Source organism: Streptomyces sp. NPDC039462 (assembly GCF_055639375.1).
Map to the genome: position 1 here is coordinate 292886 of NZ_JBVKAO010000004.1, position 20488 is coordinate 313373.

Below are 20488 nucleotides of genomic sequence, written 5' to 3' on the forward strand. Positions count from 1 at the left end.
TGAACGGTACCGGGGCTCCTGCGTGTTGCTGCTCAGCCGGGGTCAGTCCCTGAAGGGGTCGCCCCAGTCGTCCCGGTGGCCGCGGTGATCGCGGTTGTCCCGGTCCGACATGCCGCCGATGATGTCGCCGAATCCACCGTCCCCGCCGCCGTTGTCGCCGTTTCCGTTGCCTCCGCCGCCGCCCGCGGTGGTCAGGTTGACCGCGGTGCCCGGCTCCGCCTTCTCACCGGCGTTCGGCGTGGAGAGGACCACGAGGGCGTCGTCGTCCTGCGGCCCCGAGATGGAGCCGACCGTCAGCCCCGCGTCCTCGATGGCCTTGCGGGCGTCCTTCAGCTTCTGGCCGGTCAGAGGCGGCACGGTGGCCTCCTCGGCCTCCTTGGCGACCTGGACGTTGACCGTGGAGCCGGGCTCGGCCTGCGTGCCGGCGGCGGGCGTGGTCTTGATGACCTTGCCCGCGTCGACGTCCTCGCTGGCGACGTCCTGGCGGGCGGCCGTGAAGCCGTTCGCCTTGATCTGCTTCTCGGCGGCCGCGTAGTCGAGGCCGGTCACGTCGGGGACGCTGACCAGCTTCTTCTCCTGGGCGACGGTGAGCGTGATGGTCTCGCTCTTCTCCGCCTTGCTGTCGCCCTTCGGGTCCTGGCCGATGACCGTGCCGGCGGACCGCTCGGACTCCTGCAGTTCCTTCTTGATGTTCGTGAAGCCCTTGCCCTCGAGCTGGCTCTTGGCTTCTTCGAAGCTCAGGCCCTGGACGTCCGGAACGGCGATCTTCGGCGTGCCCGTCGAGACGGTCACCGTGATGGTGTCGCCCTTCTTGACGTCGGCGTTCACCCCCGGGTCCTGCGAGCAGACCTCACCCTTCGGGTACTTCGCGCACGCCTTGCGGTCGCCGACCTCCAACTCGAGGCCGACGTTCTTCGCGGACCGCTTCGCCTCGGCCTCGGTCTCGCCGATGAGCTTCGGGGCCTTGATGGTCCCGTCGCCCCCGCCGTCCCCGCCGAACGTGTACTTGCCGATGAGGATCGCGCCGACCAGGACCAGGATGCCGGCGATGACGAGCAGCCACGTCGACGTGTTGCTCTTCTTCTGGCGGCGGCCGCGGCCCTCGTCGTAGCCGTAGCCCCCGTCGTCCGGGTTGACCGGCGGCATCATCGACGTCTGGCCGCCGCCGTTCTGCGGGCGGAGCATCGCGGTCTGCTGGTCGGCCCCATAGCCGTCGGCCCCGCCGTAGCCGACCGCGCCCATGGCGGCGGTGGCCGCGACGGGCTGGCCGTCGAGGCAGGCCTCGATGTCGGCGCGCATCTCGTCGGCCGACTGGTAGCGGTAGTCCGGGTCCTTCGTGAGCGCCTTGAGGACGATCGCGTCCATCTCGGGCGTGATCTCGTTGTCGAAGACGCTCGGGGCCTGCGGCTCTTCCCGCACGTGCTGATAGGCCACGGCGACCGGGGAGTCGCCCACGAAGGGCGGCCGGACCGTGAGCAGCTCGTAGAGGAGACAGCCGGTGGAGTAGAGGTCCGAGCGGGCGTCGACCTGCTCGCCCTTGGCCTGCTCCGGCGAGAGATACTGCGCCGTGCCGATGACCGCGGCGGTCTGCGTCATCGTCATGCCGGACTCGCCCATGGCGCGGGCGATGCCGAAGTCCATGACCTTGACCTGGCCGTTGCGCGTCAGCATGACGTTCGCCGGCTTGATGTCGCGGTGCACGATGCCGTTGCGGTGCGAGTACTCCAGGGCCTGGAGGATGCCGATCGTCATCTCCATGGCACGCTCGGGCAGCAGCTTGCGGCCGGAGTGCAGGAGCTCGCGCAGGGTGGAACCGTCGACGTACTCCATCACGATGTACGGGATGGAGACCCCGTCGACGTAGTCCTCGCCGGTGTCGTAGACCGCGACGATCGCCGGGTGGTTGAGCGAGGCGGCAGACTGGGCCTCACGGCGGAACCGGGCCTGGAACGACGGGTCGCGGGCGAGGTCGACTCGCAGCGTCTTCACCGCCACGGTGCGACCGAGGCGGGTGTCGTGCGCGAGGTAGACCTCCGCCATCCCACCACGGCCGAGCACCTGGCCCAGCTCGTACCGGCCGCCGAGGCGACGCGGCTCTTCCATAGCTATTCCAGCCCTCTCCGTCGGTCCCGACCGCACCGTTGTGTGGTCCGGCGGTGTGCTGTCCGGGCATACGGTACCCGGCTCCACTTGCGTGACCCGGCCGCGACCGTCACCCGATACCGGACCGGTACCGCAACGTGCACCGATGTGGAGGGGCCGTGACGGGGGTCACTTCTTGCTTTCGATGACTGCCTTCATCACGTCCTTGGCGATGGGCGCCGCGAGGCCACCACCGGAGATGTCTCCGCGGTCGGCGTCGCTGTCCTCGACCACCACGGCGACGGCGACCGGCGAACCGGAGTCCGTCTTCGCGTACGAGATGAACCAGGCGTACGGGTTCTCGCTGTTCGCGACGCCGTGCTGCGCCGTACCCGTCTTGCCTCCGACGGTGACGCCGGGGATCTGCGCCTTGGTTCCGGTGCCCGTCTTGACGACCGTCTCCATCATTTCCTGGAGCTTCTGGGCGTTCTCCTTCGAGAGGGGCTCGCTCATCTCCTTGGGCGAGTGCTTCTCGATGACGTCGAGGTTGCGCGCCTGCAGCTCGCTGACCATGTACGGCTCCATGAGCGTGCCGTCGTTGGCGATCGCCGCGGTGACCATGGCCATCTGCAGGGGCGTCGTGGCGGTCTCGAACTGGCCGATGGAGGACAGCGCGGTCTGCGGCTTGTCCATCTCCTCGGGGAAGTTGGAGGCGTTCGACCGGACGGGGACGAACTGCTGGGAGTTGAAGCCGAACTTCTTGGCCGTCTCCAGCATCTTGTCCTTGCCGAGATCGGAACCGATCTTGCCGAAGACGGTGTTGCAGGAGATGCGCAGCGCCTCACGCAGCGAGACGTTCTTGCAGGGGATGTTGTTCTCGTTCTTCAGCGGGGTCGTGGTGTTCGGCATGGTCCACGGCAGCGGCGAGTCCGTCTTCTCGTCGATGCTGTTGTACAGGCCGTGCTCCAGGGCTGCCGCCGCCGTGACCACCTTGAAGGTGGAGCCGGGCGGGTAGGTCTCGCGCAGCGCGCGGTTGACCAGCGGCTTGTCCTTGTCCTTGTCGAGGTCGATGAACTTCTGGGCCTCTTCGTTGGTGTTGCCCGCGAAGTCACCCGGGTCGTACGACGGCGTGGAGGCGAGGGCCAGGATCGCGCCCGTCGACGGGTCGATCGCGGCGACGGCGCCCTTGCCGCGGCCCTTCAGGCCGTCGTACGCGGCCTTCTGCGCGGCGGAGTTGAGGGTCGTGACGACATTGCCGCCCTCCTTCTTCTCGCCGGTCAGCATGTCGAGCGTGCGGCGGAAGAAGAGCCGGTCGTCGTTGCCGGTGAGGATGCCGTCGTCGATGCTCTCCAGCTGGCTGGCGCCGATGCGCTGCGAGGAGTAACCGGTGACGGGCGCCCACATGGGCCCGTCCTTCCAGGTGCGCTTGTACTTCAGGTCACTGTCGGGAGTGGCCTTGGAGCCGGTGATGGGCTTGCCGTCGACGATGATGTCGCCGCGCGGCTGGGAGTAGCGCTCGATGGTGACGCGGCGGTTCTTCTCATGCTTGGCCAGCGAATCGGCCTGGACGTACTGGAGCCAGTTGTCCCGGGCGAGCAGGGCGAGGATGAGCAGCCCGCAGAAGATCGCGATCCGGCGCAGGGGCTTGTTCACGGTCGGACCACCTGGGTCATCTCGGCGTCGGGGTTCGGGGCGGGGGACGGGGCCGGGCGGCGCGCGGTGTCGCTGATCCGGATGAGGATGCCGATCAGGGCCCAGTTGGCGATCACGGACGAACCGCCGTTCGCGAGGAACGGCATGGTCATACCGGTCAGCGGGATGAGACCCATGACACCGCCGGAGACGACGAAGACCTGGATGGCGAAGGCTCCGGAGAGGCCGATCGCGAGGAGCTTGCCGAACGGGTCGCGGGCGGCGAGCGCCGTGCGGACGCCGCGCTCCACGATCAGGCCGTAGATCAGCAGGATGGCCATGACGCCGGCCAGACCGAGCTCCTCGCCGAAGGTGGCGAGGATGAAGTCGGAGTTGGCGGCGAAGCCGATGAGGTCGGAGTTGCCCTGGCCGAGGCCGGTGCCGAGGACCCCACCGGAGCCGAACGCCATCAGGGACTGGGCGATCTGATCGGTCTGCGCCAGGGTCTCGGGGGCGAACGGGTTCAGCCAGGCGTCCACACGCTGCTGCACGTGCGGCTCGAAGGTGGCCACACCGACCGCGCCGACCGCGGACATCAGCAGACCGAACACGATCCAGCTGGTGCGCTCCGTGGCGACGTAGAGCATCACGACGAACATGCCGAAGAACAGCAGCGACGTACCGAGGTCGGTCTCGAAGACCAGGATCAGGATGGACATCGCCCAGACGACGACGATCGGGCCAAGGTCGCGTCCGCGCGGCAGGTACAGGCCCATGAAGCGGCGGCTGGCCAGGGCGAGCGCGTCGCGCTTCACCATGAGATAGCCGGCGAAGAAGATGGCGATGACGATCTTCGCGAACTCACCGGGCTGAATGGAGAAGCCGGCGACGCTGATCCAGATCTTGGCGCCGAACACGTTCCGGCCGAGGCCGGGGACGAGCGGCAGGAGCAGCAGGAAGAGCGCGGCGACCATGGAGATGTACGTGTACCGCTGCAGGACGCGGTGGTCCTTGAGCAGCATCAGCACGGCCACGAAGAGCGCGATGCCGATGGCCGAGTACATCAGCTGCCTCGGCGCCGACGGGCTGAACGAACCCGTGGCGAGCTTGCCGAGGCGCTGCAGCTTCTCGGACTGGTCCAGGCGCCAGATGACGACCAGGCCGAGGCCGTTGAGCAGCGTGCCGAGCGGCAGCAGCAGCGGGTCGGCGTAGGCCGCGAAACGGCGGACCACGATGTGGCCCACCGCGGCGAGGAGCCCGAGCCCGAGGCCGTAGCCGAGCATGCCGGACGGCAGCTTGCCGTCGAGCGCCAGGCCTACGTTGATGTAGGCGAACAGCGGGATGACGACCGCGAACGCGAGCAGCGCGAGCTCGGTGTTGCGCCTGCTCGGCGCTCCGATCGCGCCGATCGTCGACGTGTGTGTAGTACTGCTCATGGCGTGCAGAGGCCCCCAACGGCTGCTTACTGCTTACCGCACAGCGGGACCAGCTTCTGCTCATCCTCGGAGAGGCTGGGGCCGGGTGTGGGAGTCGGTGCGGTCTTGGACTTGTTCTTTTCGGTGGTGCTGTTCTGGTCGTTCCGGTCGGTCTCGGTGGGCTGGCCGGGCGTGGTCGGGTCCGGGGTCGGCGCCTTGCGCAGCCCGGTCGTGCCACCGGCTTCACCTTCGCCGGTCTTGGCGTTGTTCTCGCGCTCGACCTCGCGGCGCTCGGCGTCCTTCTTGCAGGCGGAGGCCTGCACGCCGAGCTCCTCGATCTTGCTCTTGGCGGCGTCGAGGTTGTCCTCGGGGATCGTCCCCTCGACCTGCTTGCGCTGGTACGGCGGCAGGTACTTGAGTTCGATCTCGGGGTGGTCCTTCTCGACCTTCGACAGGCTGACCCAGGCCAGGTCCTGGTCGATGCCGCGGTACAGGGCGATGTGCTCGTCCTTCGTGCCCACGTAGTACTGGGTCTGCGTCCAGCGGTAGCCGCCGTAGAGACCGCCGCCGATGACGGCGAGCGCAAGCACTCCGTAGAGGGATCTCTTGAGCCACTTGCGGCCGCCGCCGGGCTTCACGAAGTCATCGTCGTCGTACGCCCCGAAGCTGCCCTCGGGGACGTACCCCGTGGTGTCGCCGCTGCCGGGCGGGCCGAAGCCGCCACCCTGCCCGTGGGGGGCCTGCGGCGGGACGGGGCGGCCGAGCCCGGAGGCCCGGCCCGCGGGGGTCTGCATGGCGCCGTCGTCCTGCGCCTGGAGCTGGTTCTCGGCGACCGCGCCGACGACCACGGGGGTGTCGGACAGCTGGCCCGCGAGGGTGTCACCGCTGTCGATGTCCAGGACGTCGGCGATGATCACGGTGATGTTGTCGGGGCCGCCGCCGCGCAGCGCGAGCTGGATGAGCTCCTGCACGGTCTCCTGCGGGCCCTGGTAGGACGCGAGGGTGTCCTCCATGGTCTGGTGCGAGACGACTCCGGAGAGGCCGTCCGAGCAGATCAGATACCGGTCACCGGCGCGGACTTCCCGGATCGACAGGTCGGGCTCGACGTGGTCGCCGCTGCCCAGCGCGCGCATGAGGAGGGACCTCTGCGGGTGGGTGGTGGCCTCTTCCTCGGTGATGCGGCCCTCGTCGACGAGGCGCTGCACCCAGGTGTGGTCCTGGGTGATCTGCGTGAGGACGCCGTCCCGGAGGAGGTACGCGCGCGAGTCGCCGACGTGGACGAGGCCGAGGCGCTGGCCCGTCCACAGGAGGGCGGTCAGGGTGGTCCCCATGCCCTCGAGCTGGGGGTCCTCCTCGACCATCAGGCGCAGCTGGTCGTTGGCCCGCTGCACGGCGGTGCCCAGGGACGTCAGGATGTCCGAGCCCGGCACGTCGTCGTCGAGGGTGACGAGCGTCGAGATGACCTCGGAGCTCGCCACCTCGCCCGCGGCCTGGCCCCCCATGCCGTCGGCGATCGCGAGGAGACGCGGGCCGGCGTAACCGGAGTCCTCGTTCCCCTCCCGGATCATGCCCTTGTGCGATCCGGCGGCGAAGCGCAAAGACAGACTCATGCGCACCTCGCCCGTCGGCTCCGGGTACATCCGCACGGTGCCCACCCTCCGGTCGGGAGCGCGCCGGCGTCCAGTGCCTGGACAGCCGTTCCGGCTCGCTCGCTCCGCTCGCGCTCTGTCATGACGTAGTACTACTTCCGCAGCTCGATGACGGTCTTGCCGATGCGGATCGGCGCGCCCAGCGGAACGGGCGTCGGGGTGGTGAGTCGGGTCCGGTCGAGATACGTGCCGTTGGTGGACCCGAGATCCTCGACGATCCACTGGCCGTCACGGTCCGGGTAGATCCTGGCATGCCTGCTGGAGGCGTAGTCGTCGTCCAGGACGATGGTGGAGTCGTGCGCCCGGCCGAGCGTGATGGTCTGCCCCTGCAGCGCGACCGTCGTCCCGGCGAGGATGCCCTCGGAGACGACGAGCTTGCTGGGGGCGCCGCGCCGCTGGCGGCCTCCACCGCTCTGCTGCTGGCGCTGCTGAGGAGGTGCGGCCTGTTGCTGGCGGGCGGCCTGCTGGGGCCGCTCCCGCCGCGAACCGCGCTGTGTGACGCGCGTTCCGAACAGGTCGCTGCGGATGACCTGGACGGCCACGATCACGAACAGCCACAGAACAGCTAGAAAACCTAGCCGCATGACCGTCAGGGTCAGCTCTGACATTGCCCCCGCTTCACCCTTCGGCTTGCCGGTAAACGATGGTGGTTTGACCCACGACGATCCGCGAGCCGTCGCGGAGCGTAGCGCGGGTGGTGTGCTGCCCGTCTACCACGATGCCGTTGGTAGACCCGAGATCCTGGATCGTCGAGGGCGTTCCGGTCCGGATCTCACAGTGCCGACGGGATACGCCGGGGTCGTCGATCCGCACATCGGCGTCGGTGCTGCGTCCCAGCACCAGCGTCGGGCGGGAGATCTGATGGCGATTGCCGTTGATCTCGATCCAGCGCCGCACCTGGGCGCCCGGAAGTGGTCCGGCACCGGGGCCCGGAGGCCTGCTCGGAGCCGGGGACTGCCCACCGGGGCGACCCGCGCCCGGCGGTGGGGCGGCAGGCATGGGAGGTGCGCCGCCGGGAGCTCCGGAGGGGGGCTGCGGGTAGCCGTAACCGCCTGCGCCGCCCGCGCCCACACCGCGGCCGGGAGCCGTCGGGCCACCGGGGCCCGCCGAGGCGGGCTCGGGCGCCTGGGAGCTGCTGGAGGCGAGGGTGCGGCTGCGCACGCGGTAGAGGCCGGTGTCGAGGTCCTCGGCCTTCTCCAGGTGGACCTTGATGGGGCCCATGAAGCTGTAGCGCTGCTGCTTCGCGTAGTCGCGCACCATGCCGGAGAGCTCGTCGCCGAGCTGGCCCGAGTACGGACTCAGCCGCTCGAAGTCGGGGGCGCTGAGCTCCACGATGAAGTCATTGGGGACGACGGTCCGCTCGCGGTTCCAGATCGTCGCGTTGTTGTCGCACTCCCGCTGGAGTGCGCCGGCGATCTCGACAGGCTGGACCTCGGACTTGAACACCTTGGCGAAGGTGCCGTTGACCAGACCTTCGAGTCGCTGCTCGAACTTCTTCAGGACTCCCATGGGGCACCTCCTCCGTCGTAGTCATCCTGGTACTGCTTACTGATCGTATCCACGCGCCGGGAAATCGGCTGGTTCCCCCTGTCCGCCCAGTCGACGAGTGTCGCCTCTCACAAGACATGCCCGCGCCGGCGTCCAAGGATCCTCGCAGGGCCCCTGACGGGACCCTGATCTGTGGCCCCGGGAACCCCGTACGGGCAGCTGCTCGGGACGTCTGCTCGAGCCTCCTTTTACAACGGATCGTAGAGGGGGCCCAAAGCCAGTGTCCCGCACCTGGCTGTGGACCTCGGCGAGCGCGGCCGGGGCGGGTGAAGACGTGGCCTGGGTGCGGGGCGCGACTGATGCGGCCCGAGGGACGGGTGGGACCCGGCCGGGGCCGGGGGCGAAGCTTCTGAGGCCAGGTGCCCGCCCCGAACGGATGTGAATCCACCCGCTGCAGCGTGCTAATCTTCTGGATGTCGGCAGGCGCTCGCACCACACAGTGAGAGACCCAAAGACAACACCCATGCGCGGGTGGCGGAATAGGCAGACGCGCTGGATTCAGGTTCCAGTGCCCGCAAGGGCGTGGGGGTTCAACTCCCCCCTCGCGCACCACGAGGAAGCGGTCCTCCTCCGGACGAAAGTCCGGAAGGGGCCGCTTCTTTTTTGTGCCTTTGAGGCGCATGTCGCCGGCGGGGCGTGGTGCGGTGATGTATGTCACCGAAGTTATCCACAGGTCCTCACGGCGTTCGGCGAGCGGCGGTACGGTCGAGGCCGGATCTGGGACGGGCCGACAGCCGGCGGGGGCGATGGGCATGGTGGAGCTCGACGGGAAGGTTCCCGGGCAGCGGGAGCGACAGGGGCAGGGGCCTTCGGGGAAGCGCGGGCGGTCGGGGCAGGGGAGCGAGCGGCTGCCGCGGGTGCCGGGGTTCGCCGAGTGGCCCGCGCAGGGGTCGCCGAAGAGGGAAGGCAAGGCGCTCCGCCGGCAGGTGCCGCGCTCCGCGCACGCGGAGTTCGTGGTGGACGGCGGGCGGCCGGATCCCGTGGCGGCCGTGGAGGAGTCCAGCCGCAGCAGGCTCCCCGAGCTCATGCCGATCCGGGTCGGCAGGATGGCCGCCTCACCCTTCGCGTTCCTGCGGGGCTCCGCGGGACTCATGGCGTACGACCTCGCGCGTACCCCGCTGTCCGGTATCGGCGCGCAGATATGCGGCGACGCGCACGCGGCGAACTTCGGGCTCTACGGGGACGCGCGGGGCGGCCTCGTCATCGACCTGAACGACTTCGACGAGACGGTGCACGGCCCCTGGGAGTGGGACCTCAAGCGGCTGGCCGCCTCCCTGGTGCTCGCGGGGCGCGAAGCAGGCGCGGGCGAGGACGTCTGTGAGGAGGCGGCGCTGGACGCCGTCGGGGCCTACCGCCGCACGATGCGGCTCCTCGCCAAGCTCCCCGTCCTCGACGCGTGGAACGCCATCGCGGACGAGGAGCTGGTCTCGCACACGGACGCGCGTGATCTCCTCGGCACCCTGGACCGGGTCTCCGAGAAGGCACGGCAGAACACGAGCGCCCGCTTCGCGGCGAAGGCGACGGAGCCCGTCGAGGGCAGTGACGGTTCCGAGGGACGGCGCTTCGTCGACGCTCCGCCCGTACTGCGGCGCGTGCCGGACGCGGAGGCCGCCTCAGTGGCGGCCTCACTCGAGGAGTATCTGGGCACGCTGACCGAGGACAGGCTGCCGCTGCTCGCGCGGTATGCGATCCAGGACGTGGCGTTCCGCGTCGTCGGCACGGGCAGCGTCGGGCTCCGCTCGTACGTGGTGCTGCTGCTCGACCACCGGGGCGAGCCGCTGGTGCTGCAGGTCAAGGAGGCGAGGCCGTCCGCGCTGCTGCCGCATCTGCCGGTGGCCGGTTTCAAGACCCCGGAGACCCTGCACGAAGGACACCGGGTGGTGCTCGGACAGAAGCGGATGCAAGTGGTCAGCGACTTCCTGCTCGGGTGGACGACGATCGGCGGACGGCCTTTCCAGGTACGGCAGTTCAGGAATCGCAAGGGCAGCGTGGACCCGGCCGCGCTGGCCGCCGACCAGCTGGACGACTACGGCCGCATGACCGGCGCCCTGCTGGCCCGCGCGCACGCGCACAGCGCGGACCCGCGCCTCATAGCGGGGTACTGCGGCAAGAACGACGAGCTGGACGAGGCGATGGCGCGGTTCGCGACGGCGTACGCGGACCGCACGGAGGCGGATCACGCACTGCTGGTGCAGGCGGTCAAGGAGGGGCGGCTGGCGGCGGAGGCGGGGGTGTGAGGCGGGCGCGCTCAGGGCTGGGCGGTGCGGGCTTCATGGGCGGGGCGCGCCGTGGCCTACGCTGGACGAGTGACGATCCCGGAAGCCGAGCCGACGCAGCCCGAGACTCCTGATGCTCCCCGAGAGGGAGTGCGGCAGGCGGGCCCTGAAGGGCGGCTCAAGGACCAGCTGAAGGCGCGGCTCAAGGAGCGGGCCGACGCGGCTTCCCGGGAGGGGTCCGCCGGGGAGCAGTCCGCCGCCGGGGCGGAGCCTGCCGCTGAGGAGCGTCCTTCTGTGGAGCGTCCCGAGGAGCGGCTCGAAAGGGCCGTGCGCGCTGCCGAGCAGGCGTTGATCGAGTACGAGATCGCGCTGGAGACCTTCCGCGTGGAGGTGGAGAACTTCTCCCGCCTGCACCATCAGAAGCTCGGCCCGATGTACGCCCGCCTCGACGAGCTCGACGCGCAGATCGCCGAGGCCACCGCTGCCCGCACCGGCGACCCCGAGGACCGGCGCAAGGCGGAGGAGGCGCGGGCCCGGGTGATGCCGATGCCCGGCGTCGAGGAGCTGTTCCACGGCTGGATGGACGGCGAGGGGCTCTATCCCGAGGCCGCTGCGATGCTCACCGATCAGTCGGTGCGGCCGCCGCAGCGGGTGCGTCCCGGCGAGGAGGCCCGCAAGCTCTACCGCGAGCTGGCCCGCAAGGCGCATCCGGACCTGGCGCAGGAGGAGGGCGAGCGGCAGCGGCGCGAGGAGTTCATCACGCGCGTCAACGCTGCCTATGCCCGCGGTGACGAGGCGATGCTGCGGGAGCTGTCCGAGGAGTGGGCCGCGGGGCCTGTGCCCGAGGAGCAGCGGCTCACCCGCAGCGAGGAGCTGTACGCCAGGCTCGAATGGCTGGCCCAGCGCAAGGAACTCCTCTCGGTCCTCGCCAAGGAGCTGGAGGAGAGCGCGATCGGTGGGATGCTGCGGCTCGCTCCCGACGACCCGGACACCCTGCTCGACGAGATCGCCGAGCAGCTGCTCGCCCAGGTCGCCGAGCGTGAGGCGGAGCTGGCGCGACTGCGCGACTGACGGCGCTGCCCGTCGGGTAGCGTCGGGGCATGGTTTTCGGATCTCAGGTGCCCACGGTCGGCGTCGACGACCTCGCGAGTGATGACTTTCTGCTGGACGTCCGGGAGGACGAGGAATGGCAGGCAGGTCACGCCGCGGGCGCGCTGCACATTCCGATGAGTGAATTCGTGTCCCGGTACGGCGAGTTGACCGAGGCGGCCCCGCAGGACGGCAGGGTCAACGTCATCTGCCGGTCGGGCGGGCGCTCCGCCCAGGTCACCATGTACCTCGGGCAGCAGGGCATCGACGCGGTGAACGTCGCGGGCGGCATGGAGGCGTGGCAGGCCGCCGGGCGGCCCGTCGTCGACGACAAGGGCCAGCCGGGCACCGTGATCTGAGGTACTTCGAGGTACTTCGGAGGTACTTCGGCGAGCTGAGCCGAGTGGGCACGAGATTGGCCCGAGTGGCAGCTCAACCGAGTGGTAGGCGGTCAGCCCAGTGCGTGGGTGGCCAGTAGGTCGCCGAGTGCCTCCTCGTGTGCCGCTGCCGGGCCGAGGGAGAGCTCCAGCTGCTTGGCCCAGGCGTGATAGCGGTGCAGGGGGTAGTCCGTGTCGGCGCCGAAGCCGCCGTGCAGGTGCTGGGCCGTCTGCACGACCCTTCGTACGCCTTCCGACGCCCAGATCTTGGCGACGGCCACGTCTCCCGCCGTGGGTAGTGCGCTGTCCGCGCCTGTGCTGACGCGCCAGGCGGCCTGCCAGAGGGTGACCTCCATCGCGCGCAGGTCGATGTAGCGGTCGGCGGCCTGCACGGCCACCGCCTGGAACGTGGCCACGGGGTGGCCGAACTGCTCACGCTTGCTGGTGTATTCGCTGGTCATACGGAGGACGGCCTCGCCGAGGCCGAGAGCGAGCGCGCAGGTCCCGGTGGCGAGCAGGTCGCGCAGCCGGTCCCAGGCGCCGTCGGCCTCGATGACGTCGGAGGCGGTGACGCGGACGGCTTCCAGGTGGAGTTCACCGAGGTGCTCGCCGCTGGTGGAGATCTGCTCCGCGACGGTCAGACCCTCGTGGCCGCGGGGGACGAGCGCGAGGACGGTGTGGCCCTCGGCTGTGTGGGCGGGGACGACGACGAGGTCGGCGTTGTGCATCCAGGGCACGCCTGTCTGGAGTCCGTCCAGGACCCAGCTGTCGCCGTCGCGCTGTGCGGTGACGGCCGACTCGGCCGGGTCGTGCCCGGTGCGGCCGTTGGCGGCGACCGTCAGGACGAGGTCACCACGGGCGGCCGCCGGGAGGACCTTTTTCCTCAACTCCGCTCCGCCATGGGCCTGTACGGCGGACGCGGCGGCGCTGCTCTCCAGGAGCGGGACCCGCGCGAGTACCTTCGCGGACTCGCGCAGGCCCAGGCACAGGGTGATGGGGTCCAGGCCCACGCCGCCGTACTCGGAGTCGATGAGCACGCCCAGGAGGTCGGCATCGGCGAGCCGGGACCACAGGGCGCGGTCGAAGTCCTCCGCGACGGCGCCGGGCGTCAGGGCGGGGCTCGGCACTCCGTCCGGCACGACGTCGGCGAAGAGGGCCTTCGCCGCCTCGACCACGGCCTGCTGTTCCTCGGTGAAGGTGAAGTCCACTGTCCGTCCTCCCGTGCCCGGCTGACCATGATGTAGCTGACGGCCCGTCAAGATAGAACAGGTTCTAGTGGAAGGGAACAGGCGCGGCATGGCGCTGCGCGGCATGGCGCTGCGCGGTACGGCACGGCGGTGTGCGGCACCGGGGGGCGGGCCGGGGCGGGTCGGCCCGGGCAGGGCAGGGCGGGACGGGTGCGGGGTCAGGTCAGCGGTCGAAGTCCAGCTCCACGGTGTCCGTCGCCGGACGGGACTGGCAGGCCAGCACATATCCGGCCTCCGTCTCTTCCGGCTCCAACGCGAAGTTGCGGTCCATCCGCACCTCGCCGGAGACGCAGAACGCCCGGCACGTGCCGCAGACCCCGCCCTTGCAGGCGTAGGGAGCGTCGGCGCGGTTGCGCAGCACCGTTTCGAGGAGGGTTTCGCCTTCCAGCACGGGCCAGGTGCCCGAGCGGCCGTCGAGGGTCGCCGTCACCGTGCTGTGCGCGGGCGCCGGAGCCGAGGGCGTGGTGGGCACGCCCGCGTCGTCCACGTGGAAGATCTCTTCGTGTATGCGGCTGCGGGGGACGCCGAGGCCGCGCAGTGTCCGCCCCGCCCCCTGCACCAGTCCGAACGGCCCGCACAGGAACCAGCCCTCGATGTCCGCCACCGGCAACAGCGCGGGAAGGAGCGTCGAGAGCCGCTCCTCGTCGAGCCGTCCGGAACCGAGACCTGCCTGCTGCTCCTCCCGGGAGAGCACGGTCACCAGCTGGAACCGGTCGGGCCAGCGGTCCTTCAGGTCGGCTACCTCTTCGAGGAACATCGTCGAGGCGGCGGTGCGGTCGCTGCGTATCAGGCAGAAGTCGGCCTTCGGCTCGCGCTCCAGGAGCGTCGTGACGATCGAGAGCACCGGGGTGATCCCGCTGCCGCCGACGACCGCCGCATAGCGTCCGGGGGCGGGGTCCAGCGTGAAGCGGCCGGCCGGAGTCATGACCTCCAACTCGTCACCTATGGCGACTTCTTTGAAGGCATACGTGGAGAAGGCGCCGTCCTCGACGAGACGCACTCCGACGCGCAGGGCAGCGGGGCCCTCCGGGGACTCGGGGGGCGGGGCGGCGGAGCAGATCGAGTACGTGCGCCGGATCTCCGTGCCGTCGACGAAGCGGCGGATGGCGAGGTGCTGGCCCGGGGCGAAGCGGTACTCCTCGCGGAGCGGCGGCGGCACGTCGAACGTCAGCGTCACGGAGTCGTCGGTGAGCCGGTCGACCGCCGCAACCCGGAGCGGGTGGAAGCGGGCCATCACAACTCCTTGAAGTGGTCGAAGGGTTCGCGGCAGGAGGCGCAGCGGCGCAGTGCCTTGCAGGCCGTGGAGGAGAAGCGGCTGAGCAGTTCGGTGTCGGTCGAGCCGCAGTGCGGGCAGCGGATCGACAGGCTCAGGGGGACGGGGCCGTCCGCCGCGTGGGAGCGCGGGGGCGCTATGCCGAACTCGGCGAGCTTGCGGCGGCCTTCGGCGCTGATGTCGTCCGTCGACCAGGCGGGGGAGAGAACCGTCCGCACCGCGACCTCGACCATGCCCCGGTCGCGCAACACCTGCTCGATGTCGGCGGACATGGCCTCTATCGCCGGGCAGCCCGTGTACGTCGGGGTCAGCTCGACGTCGACCTTGCCGGGGGCGAGGATCCGGACGCCGCGCACCACACCGAGCTCGCCCAGCGTCAGCACGGGCAGCTCGGGGTCGGGCACCGAGCCCGCGAGGGCCAGGAGCTCCGCCTCCAGCGCGGTGGGCGCGGTCGTCACCATGACGCCCCCGGGTGGCTGCGGTGCAGGTGCTGCATCTCGGCGAGCATCCGGCCGAACGGCTCGGTGTGCAGACCCTGACGGCCGGCGCCCGCCGTCCACGCGCCGGACTGCGGTCCCTCGGGCACGGTCAGGGTCGCCCGCTCGATGACCGCCGTCACCGAGGAGGTCCAGCGCTCCCGCATGGCCTGCCAGTCGGCGTCCAGGCCGGGGACCGGCTGGAACATCTCGCCGGTGAACCGCCACAGCGCGTCGAGACCACGCTGCATGCGCTCGTGGCTCTCCTGCGTGCCGTCGCCGAGCCGCAGGGTCCACTGCTCGGCGTGGTCCTGGTGGTAGGCCACCTCCTTGACGGCCTTCGCGGCCAAGGGGGCGAACTCGCCGCCCCCTGCCGCCAACTGGCCGTACAGGAGGGTTTGGTAGGTGGAGAAGAAGAGCTGGCGGGCGATGGTGTGCGCGAAGTCGCCGTTCGGCTGCTCGACCAGCTGGAGGTTGCGGAAGGCGCGCTCCTCGCGGAGGTACGCCAACTCGTCCTCGTCGCCGACCGTGGAGAGCAGGATGCGGGCCTGGCCGAGCAGGTCGAGGGCGATGTTCGCCAGGGCGACCTCCTCTTCGAGGACCGGGGCGTGGCCCGCCCACTCCCCCAGACGGTGGGAGAGCACCAGCGCGTCGTCGCCGAGGGCCAGGGCGGGGAGGGCCGAGGCGTCGGCGTCGGCTGCGGTGGGGGCCGTGGCCGGGGCCGGGGTGGCGGTCACAGGTGCTTCACCCCTTCCGGGATCTCGTAGAACGTCGGGTGGCGGTAGGGCTTGTCGCCGGCCGGCTCGAAGAAGGAGTCCTTCTCGTCCGGCGAGGAGGCGGTGATCTCGGTGGACGGCACGACCCAGATGGAGACGCCTTCGCTCCTGCGCGTGTACAGGTCGCGGGCGTTGCGCAGGGCCATCTCGGCGTCCGGCGCGTGCAGGCTGCCCGCGTGGGTGTGGGAGAGACCGCGACGGGAGCGGACGAACACCTCCCACAGCGGCCAGTCGGTCGAGCTGCTCATGCTGTCGCCTCTCCGTGCTGTGCGGGGTCGCCGGGGGTGCCGGGAGTGGGGTGGGGGCCCTGTGCGTCGGTCGCGGTGTGCGGCCGGGGCTTTCCGGCCGCTTGCTTGTCGGCCGTCTGCTTTCCGGCTGCCTGCTTTTCGGCGTACGCCGCGGCGGCTTCCCTGACCCAGGCGCCTTCTTCATGCGCGCGGCGGCGCTGGGTGATGCGCTGGTCGTTGCAGGGGCCGTTGCCCTTGAGGACGTCCCAGAACTCGGTCCAGTCGATGGGGCCGAAGTCGTAGTGCCCCCGGGATTCGTTCCACATGAGGTCCGGGTCGGGGAGGGTCAGGCCGAGCGATGCGGCCTGGGGGACGCAGATGTCCACGAAGCGCTGGCGCAGCTCGTCGTTCGAGTGGCGCTTGATCTTCCACGTCATGGACTGCTCGGAGTGCGAGGACTCGTCGTCGGGCGGGCCGAACATCATCAGGGAGGGCCACCACCAGCGGTTCACCGCGTCCTGCGCCATGTCGTGCTGGGCCTGGGTGCCGCGGCTGAGGGCGAGCAACGACTCGTAACCCTGGCGCTGGTGGAAGGACTCCTCCTTGCATACGCGGACCATCGCGCGTGCATACGGGCCGTACGAACAGCGGCACAGGGGGACCTGGTTGGTGATCGCGGCGCCGTCCACGAGCCAGCCGATCGCGCCGACGTCCGCCCAGGTCAGCGTGGGGTAGTTGAAGATCGACGAGTACTTCTGGCGGCCGGAGTGCAGTTTGTCGAGCAGCTCGTCGCGGCTGGTGCCGAGGGTCTCGGCCGCGCTGTACAGATACAGGCCGTGGCCGGCCTCGTCCTGCACCTTGGCCATGAGGATCGCCTTGCGCCGCAGGGAGGGGGCGCGCGTGATCCAGTTGGCCTCCGGCTGCATACCGATGATCTCGGAGTGCGCGTGCTGGGCGATCTGGCGGACCAGGGACGCGCGATAGGCGTCCGGCATCCAGTCGCGTGGCTCGATGCGCTCGTCGGCGGCGACCGCCGCGTCGAAGACGGCCTGGTGCTCTGCCGTGCGCGCGGCGTCCGCGGCGGGCGCGGTCTCGTGCGGCTCCGTCCCCGCCGCCTGGTGTGCGGCTGCTGTCACCATCTCTCGGCCCCCTCGACCCTGTGCGAACCGCCCGACCGATCGTTCGGTTCGTTGGATTCAATGGTGCGGTCCTCCGCCATAAGGTGTCAACCCTGTGGATAACTTCACGGACGCTGTGCGTGACGGTCGGGCCTGAGTACCGTTCCGGCGGCAGGGTTCGGTGCGGGAACGGGGAACGGGGCGGAATGGACGGGTACGACAAGGGTCCGGGCGGCGGGGCCGCCGGGCCTGGCGAGCCCGGGCCGATGGAACCGACGGAGCCGACTGAACCGGTGGGGCCAGTGGGGCCAGTGGAGCCGGTGGGGCCGGAGGAAGTAGCGGGGCCGGAGAAAGCGGCGGGGCCAGCGGGGGCGGTGGAGTCGGCCGGGGCCGGGGCAGCGCCGGAAACGGCCGAACCCGGGATCGCCGGACTCCGGCTCGGGTATCAGATCGCCGCCGCGTGTGCTCTGGTGATCGTCGCGGTGGCCGCCTGCGTCCACATAGGGATGCTCTTCCTCCACGTCGCACCGTCGAACACGCTGACCAAGCAGCACGGGGACGTGATCGACGAGTGGATCTACCCCGAGTTCGAGCAGAACTGGAAGCTGTTCGCGCCCAACCCGTTGCAGCAGAACGTCGCGGTGCAGGCCCGCGCGGAGCTTCGTACGGCCGAAGGGGGCGTACGGACCACGGACTGGTACGGACTCTCCGCCGAGGACGGCGCCGGCATCGACGGAAGCCTGCTGCCCAGTCACACGCAGCAGAACGAACTCCGCCGCGCCTGGGACTTCTACGTGGGCTCGCACGACTCGCAGAATCGTCCCGTCGGCCTGCGCGGCCAGCTCTCCGAGCGCTACATCCGCCGCATCGCGTACATGCGGCTCGACCGGGAAGAGTCGGGCGGCAAGGGCGACGAGATAGCGCGCGTGCAACTGCGCTCGAAGACCACCAACGTGCGACCGCCGAAGTGGAGCGACGAGAAGGTCTCCCTCAAACCGGCCTACCGGGTGCTTCCCTGGTGGTCGGTGAAGCCCGACGATCTGCCGCTCGCCGACGACCCGCCGCTCGCCGGTGAGCCGGACCGCGCGCGTGCGCATGCGGAGGGGATGAACCGGTGATCCGCTTCGAACGCCCGCCGACGCTGGGCCGCGGCAGGACGCAGGGCCACGTCAAGACGCTGGGCATCGACAAGGTGACAGGGTTCGCCCTCGGCCCGTACCAGACCGCGGTGATCCGCATCGGGTTCGCCGCCACCTGGCTGTTCTTCCTGCTGCGCGAACTCCCCCACCGTCACGAGCTGTACGGGCCCGACGGCCCATGGAACTGGGACATGGCGCAGCAGCTCATCGCGAGCAACGGCGCCTTCACCGCTCTGATGTGGTCGGACGGGCAGATCTGGTTCGAGATCGTCTACGCGCTGGCGATCGTCAGCAGCGCCCTGCTGCTGCTCGGCTGGCACACGCGCGCGATGTCCGTGCTCTTCATGGTCGGTGTCCTGTCGCTGCAGAACCGCAGCATCTTCATGGGGGACGGCGGCGACAACGTCATCCACCTGATGGCGACCTACTTGGTCTTCACCCGATGTGGCCAGGTCTGGTCGCTGGACGCGCGGCGTGCGGCACGCGTACGTGCACGCGCGTGCGTGGCGGCTGCGGAGGACGCGACCGACGCGAAAGCCGAGGAGGCCGGGGAGGCCGGGGAGGGCGTGCAGGCCGGGGAGGGCGTGGAAGCCCGGGAGGCCGTGGAAGCGACCGTGCCGGTCGACCGGGTGGGGGCCGCTCTGTGGTGGGTCCTCGGGCTCGGTCTGTCGACCGTGACGTTCATGGGGGAGCTCAGCGGCGGGTGGCTGCTGTTCTTCTGGGGACTGTGGCTGGTGCACGGCCTGTGGTGGGCCGTGGGGCGGCGGGCTCCGCGGAGAGAGCTGCACAAGCTCCTCGACGTCGTGGCGAATCTGGCCCACAACGCGGGGCTGCTGGTGATCATGGTCGAGGCCTGTCTGATCTACGCGACGGCCGGCTGGTACAAGATCCAGGGCAGCCGCTGGCAGGACGGCACGGCCGTCTACTACCCGCTCAACCTCGACTACTTCTCCCCGTGGCCCGCCCTCTCCGAACTGCTCTCCTCCAGCGGCACCATGGTGCTGCTGGTGACGTACGGAACGGTCGCCGTGCAGGTGGCCTTCCCCTTCACCCTCTTCAACCGCCGGGTCAAGAACGTCCTGCTGGCGGTCATGATCGTCGAGCACGCCGTGATCGCGGTCGTCCTGGGGCTGCCGTTCTTCTCGCTCGCGATGATCGCGGCCGACGCGGTGTTCCTGCCGACGTCGTTCCTGCGACGGCTGGGCGGTTGGGCGGCACGCGCGCGTGGAGGGGTGGTTTCCCGTCTGCGGTCTGTCAGGTCAGTCGGATCTGTCAGCTCAGTCGGATCTGCAAGATCTGCAAAATCTGGCATGGGTGCCGTGCCGGATCCGCGCCTCCGGGGTGGGAAGCGGGGCGAGGAGCCCACCGAGCACGCGCGCGTAGGCTTCACTCCATGAACAGGACGGATGAGGCGGACCCCGACGGCGCCGTACGCGCCTGGCGCGGGCTTGCCGACACCTCCGTGCTGCTCGACGGTTTCCACGCGATCAAGCATGCGCTGCGCTTCGGCGCGCGAGTACCGGTCGCGCTGACCAGTGACCGGGCCGCTGTCCTGGCGCTCGCCGACGAGCTGGCGCCGGACGTGAAGGACGCGCTCGACGCACTGCTTGCGCAGGTCCCGGACGAGCGGCTGCGCGCCCTCGTGCCGCGGCTGCATCCCACGGCGGTGGCCGCCCTGGCGGTGCGCCCCTCCCGGGCCGACAACCTCGAAGCACTGGGGCACATGCCCAGGCCGGCGCCGGTCGTCGTGCTCGACGACCCTCGCAATCTGGGCAACGCGGGCGCCGTGATCCGGCTCGCCGCGGGGTTCGGGGCGACCGGTGTCGTCACGACCGGCACGCTCGACCCCTGGCACCCCACGGTCGTGCGGGGTGGTGCGGGGCTGCACTTCGCGACCGCCGTGGAGCGCGTGGACGTGGCCGAGCTGCCGCCGGGCCCGGTGTTCGCGCTCGACGCGGAGGGCGAGGACATCAGGGGGCTGAAGCTCCCGGACGACGCCGTGCTCGCCTTCGGATCCGAGCGCAGTGGCCTGTCGGCCGCGCTGCGGGAGCGGGCGGATCACCTGGTGTCCCTGCCGATGCGCCCCCAGGTCTCCAGCTACAACCTGGCGACGAGCGTCGGCATGGCGCTCTTCCACTGGTCGGCGGGCAGGCCTCCTGGGCCGGAGGCCTGAACCCGCCGCGCGTCAGAGCTCACGCGTCACACACAGCACGCGTCGCACGCG

The 20488-nt window shown here is 70.3% G+C and carries 18 protein-coding genes and 1 tRNA gene; 7 read left to right on the forward strand and 12 right to left on the reverse strand.

The features are described 5' to 3' along the window. Positions 1-42 precede the first annotated feature (42 nt). The 6 genes from pknB to ACZ7LU_RS23750 form a co-directional block, all read right to left on the reverse strand. Positions 43-2103, reverse strand: coding sequence for a Stk1 family PASTA domain-containing Ser/Thr kinase (pknB, locus tag ACZ7LU_RS23725; RefSeq protein WP_471917931.1), 2061 nt, complete (start codon positions 2101-2103; stop codon positions 43-45). A 168-nt stretch (positions 2104-2271) separates the two neighbouring features. Further along, the gene (locus ACZ7LU_RS23730) at positions 2272-3735 is read right to left on the reverse strand and encodes a peptidoglycan D,D-transpeptidase FtsI family protein (RefSeq protein ID WP_398301893.1); all 1464 of its coding nucleotides are present in this window, start codon (positions 3733-3735) and stop codon (positions 2272-2274) included. Continuing rightward, complete coding sequence (locus ACZ7LU_RS23735; RefSeq protein WP_468562038.1) at positions 3732-5150, reverse strand: FtsW/RodA/SpoVE family cell cycle protein; 1419 nt, start codon at positions 5148-5150, stop codon at positions 3732-3734. The genes ACZ7LU_RS23730 and ACZ7LU_RS23735 overlap by 4 nt, the downstream gene beginning before the upstream one ends. 26 nt (positions 5151-5176) lie before the next feature. Then, positions 5177-6739: a Stp1/IreP family PP2C-type Ser/Thr phosphatase gene (locus ACZ7LU_RS23740; RefSeq protein ID WP_398301897.1), complete on the reverse strand. Its 1563-nt coding sequence runs from the start codon at positions 6737-6739 to the stop codon at positions 5177-5179. A 131-nt stretch (positions 6740-6870) separates the two neighbouring features. Further along, positions 6871-7386, reverse strand: a complete 516-nt coding sequence (locus tag ACZ7LU_RS23745; protein ID WP_362988186.1) for an FHA domain-containing protein FhaB/FipA — start codon at positions 7384-7386, stop codon at positions 6871-6873. Positions 7387-7396: 10 nt separating this feature from the next. Then, positions 7397-8287, reverse strand: a complete 891-nt coding sequence (locus tag ACZ7LU_RS23750) for an FhaA domain-containing protein (protein WP_468092683.1) — start codon at positions 8285-8287, stop codon at positions 7397-7399. Positions 8288-8791: 504 nt separating this feature from the next. Here ACZ7LU_RS23750 and ACZ7LU_RS23755 point away from each other — a divergent pair. The 4 genes from ACZ7LU_RS23755 (at position 8792) to ACZ7LU_RS23770 (ending at position 11990) form a co-directional block, all read left to right on the forward strand. Further along, a tRNA-Leu gene (locus tag ACZ7LU_RS23755) sits at positions 8792-8878 on the forward strand. A 200-nt stretch (positions 8879-9078) separates the two neighbouring features. Then, complete coding sequence (locus ACZ7LU_RS23760; protein WP_471917932.1) at positions 9079-10563, forward strand: DUF2252 domain-containing protein; 1485 nt, start codon at positions 9079-9081, stop codon at positions 10561-10563. Positions 10564-10632: 69 nt separating this feature from the next. Further along, positions 10633-11613 carry a hypothetical protein gene (locus ACZ7LU_RS23765; protein ID WP_471917933.1) on the forward strand — a complete coding sequence of 327 codons (981 nt, stop codon included), beginning with the start codon at positions 10633-10635 and terminating at the stop codon, positions 11611-11613. A 29-nt stretch (positions 11614-11642) separates the two neighbouring features. After that, complete coding sequence (locus ACZ7LU_RS23770; RefSeq protein ID WP_471917934.1) at positions 11643-11990, forward strand: rhodanese-like domain-containing protein; 348 nt, start codon at positions 11643-11645, stop codon at positions 11988-11990. A 92-nt stretch (positions 11991-12082) separates the two neighbouring features. Here ACZ7LU_RS23770 and ACZ7LU_RS23775 read toward each other — a convergent pair whose 3' ends face one another. The 6 genes from ACZ7LU_RS23775 to paaA form a co-directional block, all read right to left on the reverse strand. Beyond that, positions 12083-13216 (reverse strand): acyl-CoA dehydrogenase family protein, encoded by a 1134-nt coding sequence (locus ACZ7LU_RS23775; protein WP_471917935.1) that lies wholly within the window; start codon positions 13214-13216, stop codon positions 12083-12085. 202 nt (positions 13217-13418) lie between these two features. Continuing rightward, positions 13419-14489 carry a 2Fe-2S iron-sulfur cluster-binding protein gene (locus ACZ7LU_RS23780; RefSeq protein ID WP_468562050.1) on the reverse strand — a complete coding sequence of 357 codons (1071 nt, stop codon included), beginning with the start codon at positions 14487-14489 and terminating at the stop codon, positions 13419-13421. Continuing rightward, a complete protein-coding gene (gene paaD / locus ACZ7LU_RS23785; RefSeq protein WP_398301912.1) occupies positions 14489-14989 on the reverse strand; it encodes a 1,2-phenylacetyl-CoA epoxidase subunit PaaD in 501 nt (166 codons plus the stop codon). Before paaD ends, ACZ7LU_RS23780 begins: the two co-directional genes overlap by 1 nt. Continuing rightward, entirely contained in the window at positions 14983-15741 is a 759-nt protein-coding gene (gene paaC / locus ACZ7LU_RS23790; RefSeq protein WP_471917936.1) for a 1,2-phenylacetyl-CoA epoxidase subunit PaaC, read from the reverse strand. The genes paaD and paaC overlap by 7 nt, the downstream gene beginning before the upstream one ends. After that, positions 15738-16028 (reverse strand): 1,2-phenylacetyl-CoA epoxidase subunit PaaB, encoded by a 291-nt coding sequence (gene paaB / locus ACZ7LU_RS23795; RefSeq protein ID WP_030972485.1) that lies wholly within the window; start codon positions 16026-16028, stop codon positions 15738-15740. Before paaB ends, paaC begins: the two co-directional genes overlap by 4 nt. After that, positions 16025-17146 carry a 1,2-phenylacetyl-CoA epoxidase subunit PaaA gene (gene paaA / locus ACZ7LU_RS23800; RefSeq protein WP_471917937.1) on the reverse strand — a complete coding sequence of 374 codons (1122 nt, stop codon included), beginning with the start codon at positions 17144-17146 and terminating at the stop codon, positions 16025-16027. The genes paaB and paaA overlap by 4 nt, the downstream gene beginning before the upstream one ends. 353 nt (positions 17147-17499) lie before the next feature. Between paaA and ACZ7LU_RS23805 the strand changes: the two genes are divergently transcribed. From ACZ7LU_RS23805 to ACZ7LU_RS23815, 3 genes are read left to right on the forward strand one after another with little or no spacing between them, the layout of a single operon-like run. Further along, entirely contained in the window at positions 17500-18243 is a 744-nt protein-coding gene (locus ACZ7LU_RS23805) for a DUF5819 family protein (protein ID WP_471917938.1), read from the forward strand. A 23-nt stretch (positions 18244-18266) separates the two neighbouring features. Further along, complete coding sequence (locus ACZ7LU_RS23810; RefSeq protein WP_471918135.1) at positions 18267-19661, forward strand: HTTM domain-containing protein; 1395 nt, start codon at positions 18267-18269, stop codon at positions 19659-19661. Further along, positions 19658-20437, forward strand: coding sequence for a TrmH family RNA methyltransferase (locus tag ACZ7LU_RS23815; RefSeq protein WP_471917939.1), 780 nt, complete (start codon positions 19658-19660; stop codon positions 20435-20437). The genes ACZ7LU_RS23810 and ACZ7LU_RS23815 overlap by 4 nt, the downstream gene beginning before the upstream one ends. The last annotated feature ends 51 nt before the right edge of the window (positions 20438-20488 follow it).

Coding starts and splice junctions, on each gene's coding strand:
- ACZ7LU_RS23745 (WP_362988186.1), bottom strand. CDS start 7,386: ATGTCAGAGCTGACCCTGACGGTCATGCGGCTAGGTTTTCTAGCTGTT.
- ACZ7LU_RS23760 (WP_471917932.1), top strand. CDS start 9,079: ATGGTGGAGCTCGACGGGAAGGTTCCCGGGCAGCGGGAGCGACAGGGG.
- pknB (WP_471917931.1), bottom strand. CDS start 2,103: ATGGAAGAGCCGCGTCGCCTCGGCGGCCGGTACGAGCTGGGCCAGGTG.
- ACZ7LU_RS23750 (WP_468092683.1), bottom strand. CDS start 8,287: ATGGGAGTCCTGAAGAAGTTCGAGCAGCGACTCGAAGGTCTGGTCAAC.
- ACZ7LU_RS23815 (WP_471917939.1), top strand. CDS start 19,658: ATGAACAGGACGGATGAGGCGGACCCCGACGGCGCCGTACGCGCCTGG.
- paaB (WP_030972485.1), bottom strand. CDS start 16,028: ATGAGCAGCTCGACCGACTGGCCGCTGTGGGAGGTGTTCGTCCGCTCC.
- ACZ7LU_RS23735 (WP_468562038.1), bottom strand. CDS start 5,150: ATGAGCAGTACTACACACACGTCGACGATCGGCGCGATCGGAGCGCCG.
- paaA (WP_471917937.1), bottom strand. CDS start 17,146: ATGGTGACAGCAGCCGCACACCAGGCGGCGGGGACGGAGCCGCACGAG.
- ACZ7LU_RS23780 (WP_468562050.1), bottom strand. CDS start 14,489: ATGGCCCGCTTCCACCCGCTCCGGGTTGCGGCGGTCGACCGGCTCACC.
- ACZ7LU_RS23740 (WP_398301897.1), bottom strand. CDS start 6,739: ATGAGTCTGTCTTTGCGCTTCGCCGCCGGATCGCACAAGGGCATGATC.
- paaD (WP_398301912.1), bottom strand. CDS start 14,989: ATGGTGACGACCGCGCCCACCGCGCTGGAGGCGGAGCTCCTGGCCCTC.
- ACZ7LU_RS23770 (WP_471917934.1), top strand. CDS start 11,643: ATGGTTTTCGGATCTCAGGTGCCCACGGTCGGCGTCGACGACCTCGCG.